At 72.7% G+C, this 16833-nt stretch carries 12 protein-coding genes; 6 read left to right on the top strand and 6 right to left on the bottom strand.

Annotated features, from left to right (window positions below; all coding sequences use genetic code 11):
• Position 1: 1 nt before the first annotated feature.
• The 4 genes from ACIHFE_RS21625 to ACIHFE_RS21610 all read right to left on the bottom strand — a co-directional run bounded on the left by ACIHFE_RS21625 (position 2) and on the right by ACIHFE_RS21610 (position 3022).
• A complete protein-coding gene (locus tag ACIHFE_RS21625; protein ID WP_400108824.1) occupies positions 2 to 646 on the bottom strand; it encodes a GNAT family N-acetyltransferase in 645 nt (214 codons plus the stop codon).
• Positions 647 to 784: 138 nt separating this feature from the next.
• The gene (locus ACIHFE_RS21620; protein ID WP_400108823.1) at positions 785 to 1459 is read right to left on the bottom strand and encodes a class F sortase; all 675 of its coding nucleotides are present in this window, start codon (positions 1457 to 1459) and stop codon (positions 785 to 787) included.
• Positions 1460 to 1478: 19 nt separating this feature from the next.
• On the bottom strand, positions 1479 to 2090 hold the full coding sequence (locus tag ACIHFE_RS21615) for a hypothetical protein (protein ID WP_400108822.1): 612 nt from the start codon (positions 2088 to 2090) through the stop codon (positions 1479 to 1481).
• 383 nt (positions 2091 to 2473) lie between these two features.
• Complete coding sequence (locus tag ACIHFE_RS21610; RefSeq protein ID WP_400108821.1) at positions 2474 to 3022, bottom strand: hypothetical protein; 549 nt, start codon at positions 3020 to 3022, stop codon at positions 2474 to 2476.
• Between the two features lie 218 nt (positions 3023 to 3240).
• Between ACIHFE_RS21610 and ACIHFE_RS21605 the strand changes: the two genes are divergently transcribed.
• The 3 genes from ACIHFE_RS21605 to ACIHFE_RS21595 all read left to right on the top strand — a co-directional run bounded on the left by ACIHFE_RS21605 (position 3241) and on the right by ACIHFE_RS21595 (position 7882).
• A complete protein-coding gene (locus tag ACIHFE_RS21605; RefSeq protein ID WP_400108820.1) occupies positions 3241 to 3387 on the top strand; it encodes a hypothetical protein in 147 nt (48 codons plus the stop codon).
• Between the two features lie 77 nt (positions 3388 to 3464).
• Positions 3465 to 6566, top strand: coding sequence for a lantibiotic dehydratase (locus ACIHFE_RS21600; protein ID WP_400108819.1), 3102 nt, complete (start codon positions 3465 to 3467; stop codon positions 6564 to 6566).
• The gene (locus ACIHFE_RS21595; RefSeq protein ID WP_400108818.1) at positions 6563 to 7882 is read left to right on the top strand and encodes a lanthionine synthetase C family protein; all 1320 of its coding nucleotides are present in this window, start codon (positions 6563 to 6565) and stop codon (positions 7880 to 7882) included. Before ACIHFE_RS21600 ends, ACIHFE_RS21595 begins: the two co-directional genes overlap by 4 nt.
• Before the next feature lies 1 nt (position 7883).
• On the opposite strand, the gene ACIHFE_RS21590 is transcribed toward ACIHFE_RS21595, so the two are convergent.
• A complete protein-coding gene (locus ACIHFE_RS21590; RefSeq protein ID WP_400108817.1) occupies positions 7884 to 9461 on the bottom strand; it encodes a BTAD domain-containing putative transcriptional regulator in 1578 nt (525 codons plus the stop codon).
• A 122-nt stretch (positions 9462 to 9583) separates the two neighbouring features.
• Between ACIHFE_RS21590 and ACIHFE_RS21585 the strand changes: the two genes are divergently transcribed.
• A complete protein-coding gene (locus ACIHFE_RS21585; RefSeq protein ID WP_400108816.1) occupies positions 9584 to 12331 on the top strand; it encodes a BTAD domain-containing putative transcriptional regulator in 2748 nt (915 codons plus the stop codon).
• 317 nt (positions 12332 to 12648) lie between these two features.
• On the top strand, positions 12649 to 13575 hold the full coding sequence (locus tag ACIHFE_RS21580) for a DMT family transporter (protein ID WP_400108815.1): 927 nt from the start codon (positions 12649 to 12651) through the stop codon (positions 13573 to 13575).
• Positions 13576 to 13857: 282 nt separating this feature from the next.
• Here ACIHFE_RS21580 and ACIHFE_RS21575 read toward each other — a convergent pair whose 3' ends face one another.
• Positions 13858 to 14259 (bottom strand): hypothetical protein, encoded by a 402-nt coding sequence (locus ACIHFE_RS21575; protein ID WP_400108814.1) that lies wholly within the window; start codon positions 14257 to 14259, stop codon positions 13858 to 13860.
• A gap of 783 nt (positions 14260 to 15042) precedes the next feature.
• Here ACIHFE_RS21575 and ACIHFE_RS21570 point away from each other — a divergent pair.
• A complete protein-coding gene (locus ACIHFE_RS21570; RefSeq protein ID WP_400108813.1) occupies positions 15043 to 16758 on the top strand; it encodes an FAD-dependent oxidoreductase in 1716 nt (571 codons plus the stop codon).
• The last annotated feature ends 75 nt before the right edge of the window (positions 16759 to 16833 follow it).

The following is a 16833-nucleotide window of genomic DNA, read 5'->3' as shown; positions in this document are numbered from 1 at the left end:
ATCAAGGCAGCCCGAACAGCTCATGGCAGGATTCCAGCCCTTCGACGCGCACCGGCACCGTCCGGTGCGCCGCCCACTCCTCGCGGGACAGCCGCCAGCGCCGCAGGGTGCGGCACCGGCCCTGCACGCTCTTGGTCTCCAGCCCGTCCGGCCGGTAGCCCAGCTTCTCCGACACCCGCTGGGAGGCCGGGTTGTCGCTCATCGAGGCCGAGGTCATGGACCGGGCGCCGAGCCCGGCGAAGGCCAGGTGCAGCACGGCGGCCCGCATCTCGGTGCCCAGGCCCCGCCCCTGATGGGCGAGCCCCAGCCAGGAGCCGGTGAGCCCCTCCCGGGTCACCCCGAAGTCCACCGCGCTGAAGCTCTGCACGCCCACCGGCTTCCCCTCGCTGAGCACCGCGAGCGGCAGCTCCCAGCACTCCGGGCGCCACCCGCCGATGGTGCCGAGCGTGTACTGGAAGACCGAACGCCCCCGCTCCCCGGGCGGTGCGTCGCTCCACGGCACGCTGAACGGCATGGCGTCCTCGTCATGCAGCCCCTCGGCGGCGACCTCCGCCAGCCCGGTCAGCACCTCCAGGCCGGGGAGGCGGAGCTCCAGGCGGGGGGTGGTCAGCACCAGGCCGTACAGCGGCCAGTAGCGGCTCTCCATGAACGGACTCTGCCGGGAACGGACGGGCGCTGTCGATCGATTTACCGGCCGGGCCGGCATGGAGTCCGCCGCCCGGCTTTAGCTGGAGCGGGGGCAGCGGTATCCGGTGGTGGACCGGCCGCCGGGCCGGCCTGCGGCTCAGGCCGGCCCGGGGGTGCGCTCGGCGCCCGTCAGATAGGCGGTGACCACCACATTGGCGCTGTACTCATGCTGGTCGCGGTCGTAGTCGCCGCCGCAGGTGATCAGGCGGAGCTCGGCGCGCTTGGTGTCCTCGGGGCCGTAGACGCGGTCGATGTCGAAGTGGTCCTTGGCGACCAACGAGACATCCTCGACGGTGAAGTCGGCGATGGAGCCGTCCGCCCGGGCGACCGCGATCTGGTCCCCGCGCTTGACGGTGCTGAGCTCGTAGAACACGGCGGGGCCGGTCTTGGTGTCCACATGACCGACGAGCACCGCGGAGCCGGAGGTGCCGGGCGCGGGGCCGTCCTGGTACCAGGAGACGGAGCCGGGGCGTTCATAGGGAGGCGGTTCCACGCCACCCAGGGGATCGAGGCCATGGCCTTCGATCGGGGCGCGCAGGCCCATGTTCTTGATGACCAGACCTTGAGGGCCGGCCCCCGGCAGCGGTTCATGCGCCGGGGGCAGGCCATGCGCAGGGGGGCGGGCCTGGGCGACGACATCGCCGGGCTTGGGAACCGTGGCTATCGGCTCCTCGGCGATGTCGTGGCCACGAAGCCAGAGGGCCAGCAGCAGTGCCACCCAGGCCGCCCCTGTCAGCAGGCGGCCGAAACCACCTGTGCGCGTCTCTGACATGATGCCGATCCGTTTCCCGTCAGCGCTTGGCCGCATTGGCGCGGCGGCGGGTCCAGATCAGGCCACCGGCGATACCCGCCGTGGCACCTGCGAGCAGGAGCGCGGGGGTGTCGGTGGCGGACTCGGCCGCGGCCACCTGGGCGGTGGCGCCGCCGCCCGCGTGCGCGGGACCGTGCGGACGGCCGTGTTCGTGGCGGCCCCCGTGGTCACGACCGTGGTCGCGCCCGTGGTCCTCACGGCCCTCGTGGTCGCGGCCGTGGTCCTCACGGCCTTCGTGGTCCCGGCCGTGGTCCTCACGGCCCTCATGGTCGCGCCCGTGGTCCTCACGACCCTCGTGGTCCCGGCCGTGGTCCTCGTCGCGGCCTTCGTCGCGGCCGTGGTCCTCGTCGCGACCCTCGTCCCGGCCGTGGTCCTCGTCCCGGCCTTCATGGTCGCGCCCGTGGTCCTCGTCCCGGTCACGCCCGCAGTCGTCCCGGCCGTGGTCGTGGTCGCAGGCCGGATGCTTGGCGACCATGCGGTGCTCCGAGTTGACCGGGGCAGCGGGATGGGCGCTGAGGGCGTAGGCGGCGGGAGCCGCGCAGACGGCGACGGCCGTCAGAGTGCCGCAGAAAGCGGTACGGATTGACTTCATTGGTGTACCTCCTTGATCCGAGGTTCACCTGGGAAATCCACCTGGGCATCCGGAGGGTAGCGGTATTGCTCCGTTCGGTAGCCAAGCTGCGCCGGATGGGTGGGCTCGGGGTGCCGGGAGGGGGCGGATGCGACGTGGCGCGGTCGTGGAGTGATAGGGCGCGGGCCGGGCTGGGCCCGGTCAGGACGCCTGACGCGCCCGGTCGGCCCTCGCATACCGGACCGGTGCGGGTCCGCAGGGCCACGGCGCGCCGGCGGTACCACACCGCCCCGCGGGCGGTGCCGGTGCCGGGCGGGGCGGAGCGCGGTCAGTGCCTTGCGTATGTGCGGGCCGTCTGCGGCTGGTCGCGCAGTTCCCCGCGCCCCTTATAGGGCGCCCCCCAGTCAGGAGCGCTGCTTTCGTGCGGTGACGTAAGTGAACGGTTCGCAGACGCCGGCGCTGTGGTGGCCGGCGGCCGTGAGGGCCAGGGTCAGGCGGTCACGTGGTTTGAGCCCCAGGTCCGCCGTGGCGTGCAGCGCGCCGAGGGCGAACTCGCCGCCGCAGCCCACGGCCGCGTATCCGTCGGCGGGTTCGGCTATCTGGTAGTCGTCGTAGACGGCGAACAGCCGGCCGTGCACACCGACCAGGAATGTCCCGGCCTGTTCCTGGTCGTCGTCCTTGCGCGCCCAGCCGCCGTTCTTCAGGCAGGCCCGCAGCCGGTCCACGAAGACGGTGGCCATAAAGCGGTCCAACTCACCTTTGGGCTTGGGTGCGTTGAACGCGTGGTGCAGCAACTGCCCCATGCGGAAGCTGGTGGTGAAGCCCATGGCGTAGGCGCCATTGCGGAAGATCTTCGGATCCCGGCGGACGGTGATTCTGAGGCCGGAGACTCCGGCCGAGTCCCCGCCCAGATGCACCCGTTCGTTGTGTACCAGCCCGACGATCACGGTCATGGTCCGCCTCCCCCTCCGCCGTACTCCCCCTCTCGATACTGCGCCCGGGGACGGGTGCGGAAACCGGCCGTCGCAGGGTCCGGCCGGCGGCCGGCGGACGTCGATCAACAACGCCCGCCGTCGTGTTGACCAAATGTTGATGCGGCGCCCCTAGGTTCCTTCTCCATAGCCGGCCGACGCCACAACGGACCGGTCCATCACCCACAGGAGGAGTTCCCATGGAGAACCTGTTCGACCTGGATGTGGAAGAAATCGCCATGCCGTCCTTTGAGGAGACCGGCTCCGCCGAAGCCGCGGGCTACTACTCCTTCCACCAGCCCCTCACCGGGCGCGTCTGCACCGTCGAGACCGGCTGCATCTGCTAGCCGGAGCCCCAAGCGCCGGCGGGACCCTCCGCCCCGCCGGCGTCGGAGCGGCCGGTACCCGAGGGAAGGGCAGGGAAGTGCGACAGGACATCAGGACCCCGGTATTCGTCTGCGGCGAAACCGTATTGCTCAGGGCGGCGGTACGGCCGCCCGCCCCGGCAGCCGCCGCGGCCACCGACCTCGCCGTACTCCAGCAGGCCGCCGCCGACCCCCTCCTGCGCGAAGCGATCGCCCTCGCCAGCCCCTCGCTGACGGCCGTCCTCGACACCGTGGCCACGGGCCGTATCCCACGGGACAAGGAGATCCGCCGGGCCGCCCGCGCGGTGACGCGCTACCGGCTGCGGATGAGCGGCCGGGCCACCCCCTTCGGCCTGATGGCGGGCGTGAGCACGGCCGGCTTCGCCACCGAGCCCACCGCCCACTGGGGCACCGGCCACACCAAGCACATCCGGGCGGACATGGGCTGGCTGTCCGGTGTCGTCGACCGCCTGGAGCGCGACCCCGCCGTGCTCGCCCGGCTCCGGGTCACCGCCAATGACCTCTGTACGGTCCGCGGTGACCGCCTGGTGCTGCCCTTCATTCCCACCGCGGACCAGGAACAGCCCCTCCAGGAGATATCGGTGCGGCACACCGATGCCGTGCGCCGCGCCCTGGAACTCACCGCCGCCCCGGTCGCCTGGACCGGCCTGCTGGCCGCGCTGCGCGACGCCTATCCGGACGCGCCCGCGCCGGTGGTGGAGCGGATGCCCGCCGAACTGGTCCGGCGTGGACTGCTGCTCACCGAGCTGCGCCCGCCCCTGGACGGGACCGATCCGCTCGACCATATCCTCGGCCTGCTCGACGGCCACCAGGACACGCTCTCGCCGGACAGCCGCCATATCGTCGGCGAACTCGCCACCGTGCGGAAGGAGTTGACCGGGTACGCGGCCCTGCCGCCGGGGGCGGGCCGGGCGGAGCTGGCCGGCGTCACCGCGCGGATGCGCCAACTCCACCCGGTCGAGCGCACGGTGCAGGTGGACCTCGCGCTGGACGCGCGTATCCGCCTCCCCGAGTCCGTACGGGCCGAAGCCGAACGGGCCGCCCGGACGCTGACGGCCCTGGCCGCCGGCCGCCCCGGCCTCCACCATCTGCGCGCCTTCCACCGGGACTTCCTGGAGCGCTATGGCACGGGCCGGGCCGTCCCCCTGCTGGAACTCCTGGACCCCGAGCGGGGCCTGGGGCTGCCGGCCGGCTATGCCCCGGGCTCCGCGCCCGCCCCCATGGCCGGCGAGGGCCTGGACGCGCGCGACCGGCAACTGCTGGCCCTGGCCCAGGAGACGGCCATGGCCGGCGAGCGCGAACTGGTCCTGGACGACGGACTGCTGACCGCGCTGTGCGCCGCCGGAACCCCGGCCGCCGACGCCGGACCACCCCCGTCCTTCGACCTGCTCGCCGAACTGCTGGCCGACTCCGTCGACGCGATGGCGGCCGGCGACTTCCGGCTGGTCGTGGGCGGGGCGTCCGGTGTCGCCGGAGCGGTCGCCGGGCGCTTCGGCCACCTGCTGGGCGACGCCGCCGAAGGCTTCGGCCGGGTGCTGCGCGCCGTGCCCACCCGCAACCGGCAGGCCCTGCGGGCCCAGTTGATCTTCCGTACCCGGATCGGCAGGGCCGGGAACGTCGCCACCGTGCCCCGCTGGCTGGACCACACCATCGCCGTTTCCACCTTCACCGACCGGTCCGCACGGCACAACCTCGCCCTCACCGACCTCGCCGTTGTCGCCGATCCCGAGCGACTCGCCCTGGTGTCGGCCACCCTGGGCCGGGAGATCGTCCCCACCCTGCCCAGCATGCTGCTGCCGCGCGGCAACGCTCCCGATGCCGCCCGTTTCCTGCAGGAGATAGCCCGCAGCGGGGAGAACGCCTGGCCGGGCTGGGACTGGGGGGCCGCGCTGGCCCTGCCGTACCTGCCACGGGTCCGCCACGGCCGGACCATCCTCGCCCCCGCCCGCTGGCGCCCCGCCGATCCCGCCCTGTACGGCCCCGCCACCGAACCGCACGACTGGCGGCGCCGCTTCGAGCACTGGCGCCGCAGGGCGGGAGTGCCCCGCCAGGTGGCCTCCGTCCATGGCGACCACCGCATCCCCCTCGACCTGGACGACCCCGCGCAGCTGGAACTGCTGCGCCATGAATGGCAGCGCCACCCGGACGCCTGCCTCCAGGAGCCGCCCGCCGGCGGGGACTACGGCAACGCCTGGGCCGGCGGCCGGCCCACCGAGGTCGCCTTCCCCCTGGTGCGCACCACCGCCGGCCACGCCCTGCCCCCCGCCTTCGGCCCGGCCCGCCCCCACACCACCTACGGCCCCGGTTCGCGATGGCTCTACGCCAAGCTCTACTGCGCTCCCGAGCGCCAGGACGCCCTGCTCACCCAGCGGCTGCCCACGCTGCTGGGCATGCTGCCCGAGGCGGTCGACCGGTGGTTCTTCCTGCGCTACCGCGATCCCGCACCGCATCTGCGACTGCGCTTCCACGGCGACCCGGCAGCCCTCGGTGCCGAACTGCTGCCCAGGCTGGGGCAGTGGCACCAGCAACTCGAACGGCGGGGCCTGTGCGGCCGGCTGGTCATCGACGGCTATGAACCCGAGTGGGAGCGCTACGGCGGTCCCGCGGCCATGGCCGCCGCCGAGGCGGCCTTCCGGGCCGACAGCCGCGCCTGCCTGGAACAGCTGGCCCTCAGCCGGGCCGGCACCCTCGGCCTGGATCCGCGTCTTCTCGCGGCGGCGAACTATGTCGACCTGCTGCACCGCTTCCACGCCGATGACGCCGACTGCGATGCCGCCGCCCGTGAACTCCTGGCCGGCGAAAGGCCCGAAGGGCACCGCGCCGCCCCCATCGCCCTCAGACGCGAAGCCCGCCGGATCATCGACCCCGAGGGCAACTGGCACCATCTCGGCTGGCTCCCCGGCGGGGCGGAACTGCTGCGGGTGTGGGAACGGCGCGGTCCCGCCGTCGCCGCCTATGGGGCACGGCTGCGGCAGCTCGGCGACGCCGCCTGGTGCGAGCCCGGCACCGCGGTGGCATCGCTGCTGCACCTGCACCACAACCGGCTGGCGGGCGCCGACCGCCGGGCCGAGGAGGAATCACTGGCGCTGGCGCGTATGGCCGTACGCGCCCACCTCGACCGGGAACGGGCCCTGGCATGAACCCACGACAGAGAGCGGCCGTCCTGTCCGCGGACATCGCCCGGCGGCTCGGCGACCCCGAGCACGTCCGTGAACTGCTGCCACCACGGCAGCAGTTCGAGTGGGCCCTGGGCCTGGCCGACGGCATCCCGGGCATCGCTCTGCTGCACCTCGAACGCGGCGGTGCCGACCAGCCGGCCCGGCGGACCGCCCACCGCTGGCTGAGCGAGGCCGTCGCCCGTGCCCGCACCATCCCGGGCGACGCCCCGGCCGTGCCTCCGGGCCTCTACCGGGGCGTGCCCGCGCTGTCCTTCGCCCTGGCCCGGGCCGTCCTGATCTCCGACCGGCCGGTCAAGGCGGCCGAGCACCTCGGCGACCAGGTCCGCGCCTTCGCCCGCGCGCTGGCCCGGTGGGAGCGGCAACGGCGCCCGCAGGACGGCGCGTGTGTGAGCATCGGCACCTATGACGCCATTTCCGGCCTGGCGGGCCTGGGCGCCCATCTTCTCGACGACCCCTGCCGCTTCGGCGTGCTCGCCGAGGTGCTGACCACACTCACCGGGCTGACCGCACCGCTCCGGGTGAACGGCCGGGTCCTGCCGGGCTGGTGGACCGCACAGTTCCAGGAGGGCCTGGCGCCGGCCACGGTGGAGACCGGACACGCCAACGCCGGACTGGCCCATGGCGTCCCCGGCCCGCTGGCCCTGCTCGCCCTGGCCCGGGAGGCCGGTGTGACCGTCCCCGGACAGGACGCGGCCATCCAGGTCCTGGCCCGGTGGCTGATGGACATCCGGCAGGACGGCGAGGACGGCCCCTGGTGGCCGCGCACCATGGTCCTCGGCCCCGGTGGTGAGGTCGTCCCCCGGGAGAGCGCCCCCGGCCGGCCGTCCTGGTGCTACGGCACGGCCGGCATCGCCCGGGCCCTGTACCTGGCCGGACGCGCCCTGGACAGCGCCGAGTGGCGCGAGGCCGCGGTCGCCGCCTTGCGGGCCGCCCTGTCCGGCGCCCGGCGGGCCCATGGCGGCCCGGCCGCCGACCGGCTCAAGGACGCGGGGCTGTGCCACGGCTGGAGCGGCCTGCTCCAGGCCGCCTGGCGGATGGCGGATGACACCGGCGACCCGGTGCTGCGGGCCCAGCTGCCCTGGCTGGCCGAGCGCGTGCTGGAACTCGCGGATCCCGACGACCCGTTCGGCCTGGTCCCGCCCCTGGTCCAGCACGGCATCACCAGCGACCCGGCCGGCTTTCTCACCGGCGCGGCGGGCGCGGCCCTGGCCCTGCACACCTTCGCCACCGACACCGCCCCGGCCACCCGCTGGGACCGCGCCCTCCTACTGGCCTGAACTACTCCGGCCGGAGCGGGTCATGGAGCCGGTACCGGCCGGGGGCGTGGGTGTCCAGCAGCCCGGCGTCCACCAGCGCCTCCGCGATGCGCTCCGCTTCCCGCGCGCCGGTGCCCAGGGACGCGGCGACCGCGTCGACGGACAACTCGCCGGCACCGCACCGGGCGAGCAGCCGGAAGGCGCGCGCCTGGCCGGGCGGCAGATGACCGGGGGCGGACTCGCCTCGCCCCCCGGTCCGGTGCCAGGGCCCGAGGGAGTAGTGCACGGCCCCGGGCAGGACCAGGACGCGGCTGCGGCCGGTGACCAGGACCGCGCAGCCGGGCGTGCCGGGCAGCAGCGGGGTGACCTGCGCGGCGTCCGCGGTATCGGCCAGCACGACCAGGACACGCCGCCCCGCCAGCATGGACCGGTACAGGGCGGCGCGTTGCTCCGTCTCACCCGGAACCTCACCGGCCGGCACTCCGAGGGAGCGCAGGAAATCCGCCAGGATGTCGGCGCTGTCGGCGGGTTGGGGGCCGGTCCCGCGCAGGTCGGCGAACAACTGCCCGTCGGGGAAGGCGTCGGCGGCCCGGTGCGCCAGCTGGACCGCGAGCGCCGTCCTCCCGGCCCCGCCGGTCCCGCCGGTCCCGGTGATCACCGCCACCGCCACCGCCACCGCCACGCCCTGATCCAGGGTCGCCCCACGGAGCACCCGTTCCGCCTGGTCCAGGATCGCCCGGGGGGCGGTGAACGCCGCCGATTCCGGGGGAAGCCGGGCCGGGCGATCGGTCGCGCGCCGCCCTTCCGTACCGCCGGTGCTCAACTCCACCCGCAGAGCGGTCAGTTCGCGGCCGGGCGGGACACCGAGTTCATCGGCCAGCAGCCGGCGCATGCCGTCGTACACCCGCAGCGCCTCGGCCTGCCGCCCACAGCCGGCGAGGGCGCGCATCAGCAGACACCGCAGCTTCTCGTCGAGCGGGTGCTCCTGGGCGAGCGCGGCCAGTTCGGGTACGGCCCCCTGGTGCATGCCGAGATCCAGGGCGCAGGCGAAGTACCGCTCCAGGGCCGTCAGCCGCAGTCCGGCGAGCCGGGTGCGCTGCCGCTCGGCGTGCGGACCCGGCACTCCGGAGAGCGGCTCCCCGCCCCATAGCGCGAGGGCTTCCGCCAGCAGGCCGTGCGCCACCGCCACTTCGCCGCGTTCGCGGGCTTCCCGGGCCGCGCCCAGGCGCCGCTCGAACAGGGTGGTGTCCACCGACTCCGCCGGCACCCGAAGCGTGTAGCCGCCCCGGTCCGATACCAGGACCCGGCCCGGCTCCCGGACGGCGCGGCCGGGTTCCAGCAGGGCGCGCAGGGCCCATGCGTAGGTGCGCAGGCTTCCGAGGGCACGGTCCGGGGCCTCATCTCCCCAGACGCCGGCGACCAGTTCGTCCGGTGCGACCGGCTGCCCCGGCCGCAGCAGCAGGATGCCGAGGACCGCCTGCTGCCGCGGCGGGCCCGGACGCACCGGCCGCCCCCGCAGCCGGATCCCCACCGGCCCCAGCAAGCGGAAGGCCAACTCCGTATCACCCCGGCGTTCGCCGTCCGCCACCCCGGTCCGCACGCCTGACCTCCCTCGATGCCTTGGGTACGCTCCTGATGATCAAGAACTTCAGTATCGGACAGGGGACGGACGGGAGTTCCCATGCACTGCGCCCACACCGTGGGGGAGCGGGGGAGAGAACCATGAACGGCGGTCCGGCCGAGCCGTGTTACTCCGTGCTGGGAGCGGTGGAGGCACGCCTGGGCGGCACACCGCTCGCCCTTGGCTCGCCTCAGCAGCGCACCGTGCTCGCCATGCTGCTGCTGCGGCGCGATGCGGCGGTGGGGCTGGACGAACTGATCGACGGCCTCTGGGGCGAGGAACCGCCGCGCAGCGCGGTGGGCACGGTCAGGATGTATATCCACCGGCTGCGCCGGGTGCTCGGGCCGCGGATCGCCACCCATGGCCAGGCGTACACCCTGCACCTCGCGCAAGGGGCGCTGGACCTCGATGAGTTCCAGGAACAGGCCGCCCGGGCCCGGGCCCGGGCGGCGGCCGGTGAGCCGGGCGTGGCGGGGGAACTGCTGGCCCGGGCGCTGGAGTTATGGCGGGGCGTGCCCCTCGACGGACTGCCCGGACCGTATGCCCGTATCCAGCGCGAGCGTCTCGCGGAGCTCAGGCTGACGGTGCTGCTGGAGCGGATCGAGCTCGATCTGCGGCTGGGGCGGCACACCCGGCTGGTCCCCGAACTGACCGGGCTGTGTGCGGAGTACCCCCTCAACGGGCGGCTGCGGACCCTGATCAAGGCGGCGCTGGCACCTGGCGGCCGGGCAGCGGAAGCCGCCCGTCCGGTTGCGTCCGCACTGCCCCCGCCGGCCCAGCTCCCTTATGTTCCCGGGGACTTCACCGGACGCGCCGAGGCGGTGCGCGCTCTGCTCAAGGCGCTGACGCCGGGCGGCGCCGAGTCGGTGGTGATCGCCTCGGTGGGCGGGATGGGCGGTGTCGGCAAGACCACGCTCGCGGTGCGGGTGGCCCAGCGTCTGCGGGCACACTTCCCGGACGGGCAGCTGTACGCCAATCTCCGGGGCGTACGGGAGGATCCGGCGGACCCCGCCGCGGTGCTGGCCGCCTTTCTCCGGGCGCTGGGTGTGCCGCAGGCCGCGATCCCGGACGATCCGGAGGGGCGCGCCGCGCTCTACCGGTCGCGGCTGGCGGGCCGGCGGGTCCTGCTGGTGCTCGACGATGCCCGGGACCAGGCGCAGATCGCACCGCTGCTGCCCGGCTCACCGGCTTGTGCGGTGCTGGTGACCAGCCGGGGGACGCTGCCCGAGCTGACGGCCGCGCCGCGGCTGTGGCTCGATGTGCTGCCGCCGGCGGAGGCGTTGGCCATGCTGGGCCGGATCATCGGGGAGGAGCGGGTCGCGGCCGAGCCGGCGGAGGCCGCGGCGCTGGCCGAACGGTGCGGCGGGCTGCCGCTCGCCCTGCGGCTCGCTGGGGCACGGCTGGCCACCCGGCCCGCATGGTCGCTGTCCGACTTCGTCCGCCTGCTGGACCACCACCGGCCGTCCCTCGCCGCGCTGACCGGCGGCGAGGACGGCGTGGCGGCCTGCTTCCGGCTCAGCTATGACCTGCTCGACGACCAGGAGGCCCGGCTGTTCCGGCTGCTGGCCCTGCCCCGTCAGGGGGCGACGGATGTGGCGGGCGCGGCGGCACTCGCGGGGCTGTCCCCGGCGGAGGCCGGCCGGCACCTGGAGCGGATGGCCGAGCTGGGGCTGCTGGAATCCCCCGGCCCGGAGATCTACCGCTACCACGATCTGCTCCGCGCCTTCGCGGCCGGGCGCTCGCGGGAACTCGACCGGCCCGAGGATCGGGCGGCGGCCCTCACCCGGCTCCTCGACCACTTCCTTGCCTCCGCCCGGCTCTGCTACGCCGTGCAGCGCCCCGGCCATCCGGTCGCCGGGCAGCTGATGCCCACCGCTTCCCCGGGCAGCGAACGGCAGTTGGCGGTGTCCGGGCACGAGGCGGTGCTGGCCGTCGCCGGCCAGGCGCCGGCAGCGGACCCCTCGTCGGCCGCCTTGGCCGCCGATGTGCTGCTGGCCCTGGAGCCGCTGCTGGACGGCTCGTTCCTCTGGGCCGCCCTGGTCGCCCCGGCCCGCCGGATCCTGCGCGCCGCCGGGGAGCGGGGACAGCCACGGGCGGCGGGACGCGCCGGATACATGCTCGGCACCGCGCTGACCCAACTGGCCCGGTTCGACGAGGCGGAACGGGTGCTCCAGGACGCCGAGTCCGCCACCCGGGCGGCGGCGGACGAGGCGGTACGGACCGAGATCCTCAACCGCCAGGCGCTGCTGCGGCAGTTCCGGGGAGAGTGGGCGCCGGCCGAGGCACGCTTCCGCGAGGCCATCGCTGCGGGGGAGGCCTGCGGCAGCACCTGGGGCGTCACCAACGCCCGCCTGAACAGCGTCAGTTCCCTGCTGCGCCTGGGCCGCCTCGATGAGGCGGCCGAGACCTGCCGGGCCACCCTGGCGCCGGCCCGGGAATCGGGGAACCGGTACGGGGAGGCGTACGCCCTCTACAACCTGGGGGTGGTGGCCCGGCACCGGGGGGACACGGACGAGGCGATCGCCCGGCACCGGGAGAGCACCGAACTCGGCGTCCGGATGGGATACCCCGCGTTCGAGGTGCTGAACTCGGTGTCGGAGACCGCCGCTCAACTGGCCGGAAACCGGACCCGGGAGGCCGTGGAATGCGGCGAACGGGCCCTGGCGGCCGCGCGCCGGTTCGGCTGGCGGGCGGCGGAGGCACGGACCCTCAGGCTGCTGGGCACCGCCCTGGCGGCGGCCGGGGAGCCGGAGCGGGCCAGGGTGCGGCTGGCGGAGGCCGTGGAACTCCTCGGCGCGCTGGGTGCGCCGGAGGCGGCACAGGCGTCGGCGGCCCTGGCCGCACTGTGAGCGGGCGTTCCCAACTCCCCATGCGACGACGCCGGTTAGGGCCTCATAAACCGGTTGACTCCATCCGCCGGCATCGCCCGGCATCGGGCCGCGCGTTCGTGACATGACGTCAGGCGTGTCTCACCTCACAGCCTGCGGAAGGTGTGCGGTGAGACACTGTCATTAATCGAACAAGTGAACCACTCGGGGGTAAAACGTGAAGGTGACGATTTCGCCGCGCTTCTCCGAAGTCGATGTGCTCGGCCATGTCACAAACTGACCGGCCAACTGGCCGACATACCGGCGGAGTGGGCCGACACCAAGGCCGGCGTGCGCCAGTGACCGGCGGGCACAGGAATCTCAAGGGCTCGCTCATCGCCCTGGCATTCGTCGTCGTCTATGGATCGGGATTTGTGGGCGGCCGCTATGGCCTGCCCTATGCGGAGCCTCTGTACTACCTGGCAATCCGGTTCGGCACCACCGCGGTTGTCCTGTTTGTCCTCGTCATATGCCTGAGGATCGACTGGCCGCGCTCCGGCTATATCCACCTCATCATCAGCGGCATCCTGCTCCAAGGCGTGTTCTCCGTCGGGGTGTTCTACGCCCTCTACCGGGGGATGACCCCCGCGGTCTCCGCGCTGATCATCGCGCTCCAGCCCATTGTGGTGTGGCTGATGGTCTCCGCCGTGACCGCCAGAAAGGTACGGCCGCTGTCGGTACTGGCCCTGGTCGGCGGGGTCGTCGGTGTCGCCATCACGGTGTACCGGGGCCTGGAGTCGTCATCCGGGCTCACCCCGGCCAATATCGCCTTTGGCTTCCTCGGCCTGGCGGGAGTGTCCACTGGACAGTTCTACTTCCAGATGAAGAACCCCGGCGCACACCCCTTGGTCAATGGCTTCGTCCAGTCCGGCTCGTCGGCCGTCGTCATGCTCGCCGGCGCGCTGATCTTCGAGAAGGGCGTCATCCACTGGACGCCCAAGCTGCTGTTCTCGGAACTGTGGATGTCGGTCGGGGTGTCCATCGGTGCGCTCAGCCTGCTGTTCATCCTGATGCGCTCGGAGAGCGCGGACCGGGTGGCGTCGTACTTCTACGGGGTACCGATCGCCGCGGGCCTGATCGCCTGGCCGGTACTGGGCCAGCGCCCGACCGTGTCGCAGATCGTCGGGTTCACGGTCATCGTGATCTCGATCATCGCCTTCAACCGCAGCAGCAGATCACCCGGCGCGGTGCCGGCTGACAACTCCCTGGCAGCCGAACGGCGTTGAGCGGGGTGGGGGCCAGGGTCGCGCCATGGCACGACGGTGGCCGGGCCTTCGGCTCCGCATCACAGCGCGCCCCGTAAGGGGCGCGGGGCAGTTGCATGATGCGGCTCCGCCGCGTGGGCGCGACCAGCCCCCAGCGGCCCGCACCGTGCATCGCACGGGGACACCCCCGACCTGACCCCAAGGCCCGTACAGCTCGGCGTTGTCGCCGACGCGATGCACGGCTTCCCCAGGCGTCCCTCAGCGGAGAAGCCCCTCTCCTGACGGGAGGAGAGGGGCGTGGAGTCACTTCTTACGGCGCTTGCGAGGCATGGGCACGGTCGGCGCCTCGGTTTCGCGGGCGGCGGCGTAGAAGGGCGCCATGACGTCCTCGTACTGCTTCAACGACTCGGCGCCCAGGTCGATTTCGAGCCACTTGGGCACCTGGATTTCCTTGATTTCCGTCACCGGCGAACCGTCCTCGTCCACCTCCCCGGTCAGGTCCTCCATTTCCTCGGTCACCGTTACGGCGAACCTGACCGTGGTCAGATTTTCGGTCACCTCGGGGGCGAGATCGTCGAAGTCGATTCGCTTGACGTAAATGGGCGTCGTGATCGTCTGACCGCCGACCTCGATCGTCTTCACCCCTTCTTCCACACCGGACTGACCCTTGTGGGATTCGTCGACCTCAATGAATTTCGTGCCCATGGACGGCGCCCTTCCTTATTGCTGGTACGTGGGCAAATTCTAGTGGAGCAAGGCGTGCTGACGCCAATTCAGATCGGGTGGGGAGGGTAATTCTGAAGTTCTATGACAGTTTGATCGGTTGGCCCTTTTCGTAGGGGAGAATCGAATCGCCGGGGACCGCTGAAAACAGGAGCCGGGGGCCGGCCGGCGGGCCGGTGCGATGTGTTGGCGCGGGACACCGGCCCGCCCAACTCCCCTAGAAGAAGCCGAGCTTCTTGGGGGAGTAGGACACCAGGAGGTTCTTGGTCTGCTGGTGGTGCAGCGCTCGTAGTGGTGCTGACCTGTTGTGATGGCGGCCTTGACTGCCGTTGGGAGAGCGTTGGTCCGGGTATGGTCCGGATCTTGGCCTCAACTGCCGAGAGCTGGGCGAGGGTTGTCGGTACCGCTCGGGAGGGCGACCGTCGCCAGGCTCCGGTGTTGAGGGGACGACGGCCGCTGCGGGCTCCGGCTCTCCGTGGACTCGGCGACGACCGCACCAATGCCCTTCGCGGCGCGTTGCGATCCTCGGCCGTCCCGGAGGACGACCCCTTCGCAGGGCGCACCACCATCGTTGCTCCCTTCACCCCGCACCGCACCTGGCCTCCTGCCGCGCGACCGGTAGTCGCCGCAGGCCAGGCGGGAAACAGCCGTCGGGGCGCTTCGCGGGGCGCGGGAGGACACTGGAGAGGTCCTGACAGCGCATTCAATTCAGCCGGGCGCCGGCGGGAAGCACCGGCCGGTTCCACGGGAGTGGTGGTGGGGCTGATGAGTATCAGCAGCGGCATGCGCATTCCGACCGAGTCCGGTACGGACATGGATACGGCAGATCCCTATCGGCGGATGGCGCAGACCTTCCCCCGGCTCGCCGACGAGCAGGTGGCTCGGACCCGCTGCTTCGGGCAGGTCGAGGACCTCCGCGCCGGAACCGTGCTGTTCCGGCGCGGAGACCGGAGCGCGGACTTCTTCGTCGTTCTCCAGGGCAGCATCGAGGTCTACCACCAAGCCCCGGACGGCACATGCCAGGTCATCACGGTGCACGGCCCTCACCAGTTCACCGGTGAGCTGGACCTGTTCAACGACCGTAAGACCCTGGTCAACGGCCGGATGGGCGAGGATGGGCAAGTGGTGCGCCTGCACCGGCCGCAGTTCCGCCGCCTGCTGGCGGCGGAACCGGACATCTCCGAGACCGTGATGCGAGCCCTGATCCTGCGCCGCCTGGGCCTGATCCAGCATGGTCAGGCCACCGTGCTGGTCGCCGGCCCGCCCACCACCGCCGACACCCTGCGTGTGCTGCGGTTCCTCGAGCGTAATGGCTACCCCGTTACTGGAATCGACCCTGCCGGAGGTCCAGGCGACCGGGAGCTGCTGAGCCGCTATGGCCTGGACGGCCGCAGGGCCTGGCCGGTGGTGGTCTACCGGCCCGACCGGTTCCTGGAGAACCCCACCAACCGGGAACTGGCCCACCACCTGGGCCTCGCCGAGGAACTCGACCCGACCGCGGTGTTCGACCTGGCTGTGGTCGGCGCCGGCCCGGCCGGACTGGCCGCCGCTGTCTACGCCGCCTCCGAAGGACTGCGCACCGTGGTACTGGAGGCCGAGGCGCCAGGCGGCCAGGCCGCCACCTCCTCCATGATCGAGAACTATCTGGGGTTCCCCATCGGCGTCACCGGCCAGGCACTGGCCGGACGCGCCCAGGTCCAGGCCCAGAAGTTCGGCGCCCGCATCGTTCTGCCACGCCTGGTGGTGGGCCTGGACTGTGGCCGGCGGCCCTACACGATCACGCTGGAGGACGGCGACCAGGTGCGGGCATGGACGGTCGTCGTGGCCACCGGCGCGCGCTACCGCCGACTGGACCTGCCCGGCCGGGCACGGTTCGAGGGCAACGGCATCCACTACGCCGCCACCCTCATGGAGGCGGGCCTGTGCGAAGGCGAGGACGTCGTGGTCGTCGGCGGAGCCAACTCCGCAGGTCAGGCCGCCGTCTTCCTCTCCCGGCACGCCCGCCGGGTCCACATGCTCATCCGGGGCCCGGGCCTGTCCGAGAACATGTCCCGCTACCTGCAAGACCGCATCGACGCCTCCGAGCGCGTCCTTGTACACCCGCACACCGAGCTCACCGCCTTCGACGGCGACGAGCACCTCAGCCGGGTGCAATGGGCCGACAACCAGACCGGCGCCACGCAGAGCCACACGATCGCCAATGTCTTCCTGATGCTCGGCGCCACCCCCAACACCGACTGGCTGCACGGCTGCCTGGACACCGACCACAGGGGCTTCGTCCGCGTCGGCACGGACGTCACCGACCGCCGGATGTACGTCGACGGCGCACAGCCAACCGGACTGGAGACCAGCCTGCCCGGCGTCTTCGCGGTCGGCGACGTCCGTGCCGGGTCCGTCAAACGCATCGCCTCCGCCGTCGGCGAAGGCTCCGTCGTCGTCTCCGCCGTCCACCACTCCCTCGCCGCCGTAGGCCCTCAATAGGAGGTGCTGGAGCGCCGGGGGGGACTGTGGTGCGGCGTTCGGCTCCCGCCCGCGTGACCGCTTCCGGGTCGTCTG

It is taken from the genome of Streptomyces sp. NPDC052396 (assembly GCF_044593195.1).
Lineage (GTDB): Bacteria > Actinomycetota > Actinomycetes > Streptomycetales > Streptomycetaceae > Streptomyces.
This window is presented reverse-complemented; position numbering and strand designations above follow the sequence as displayed.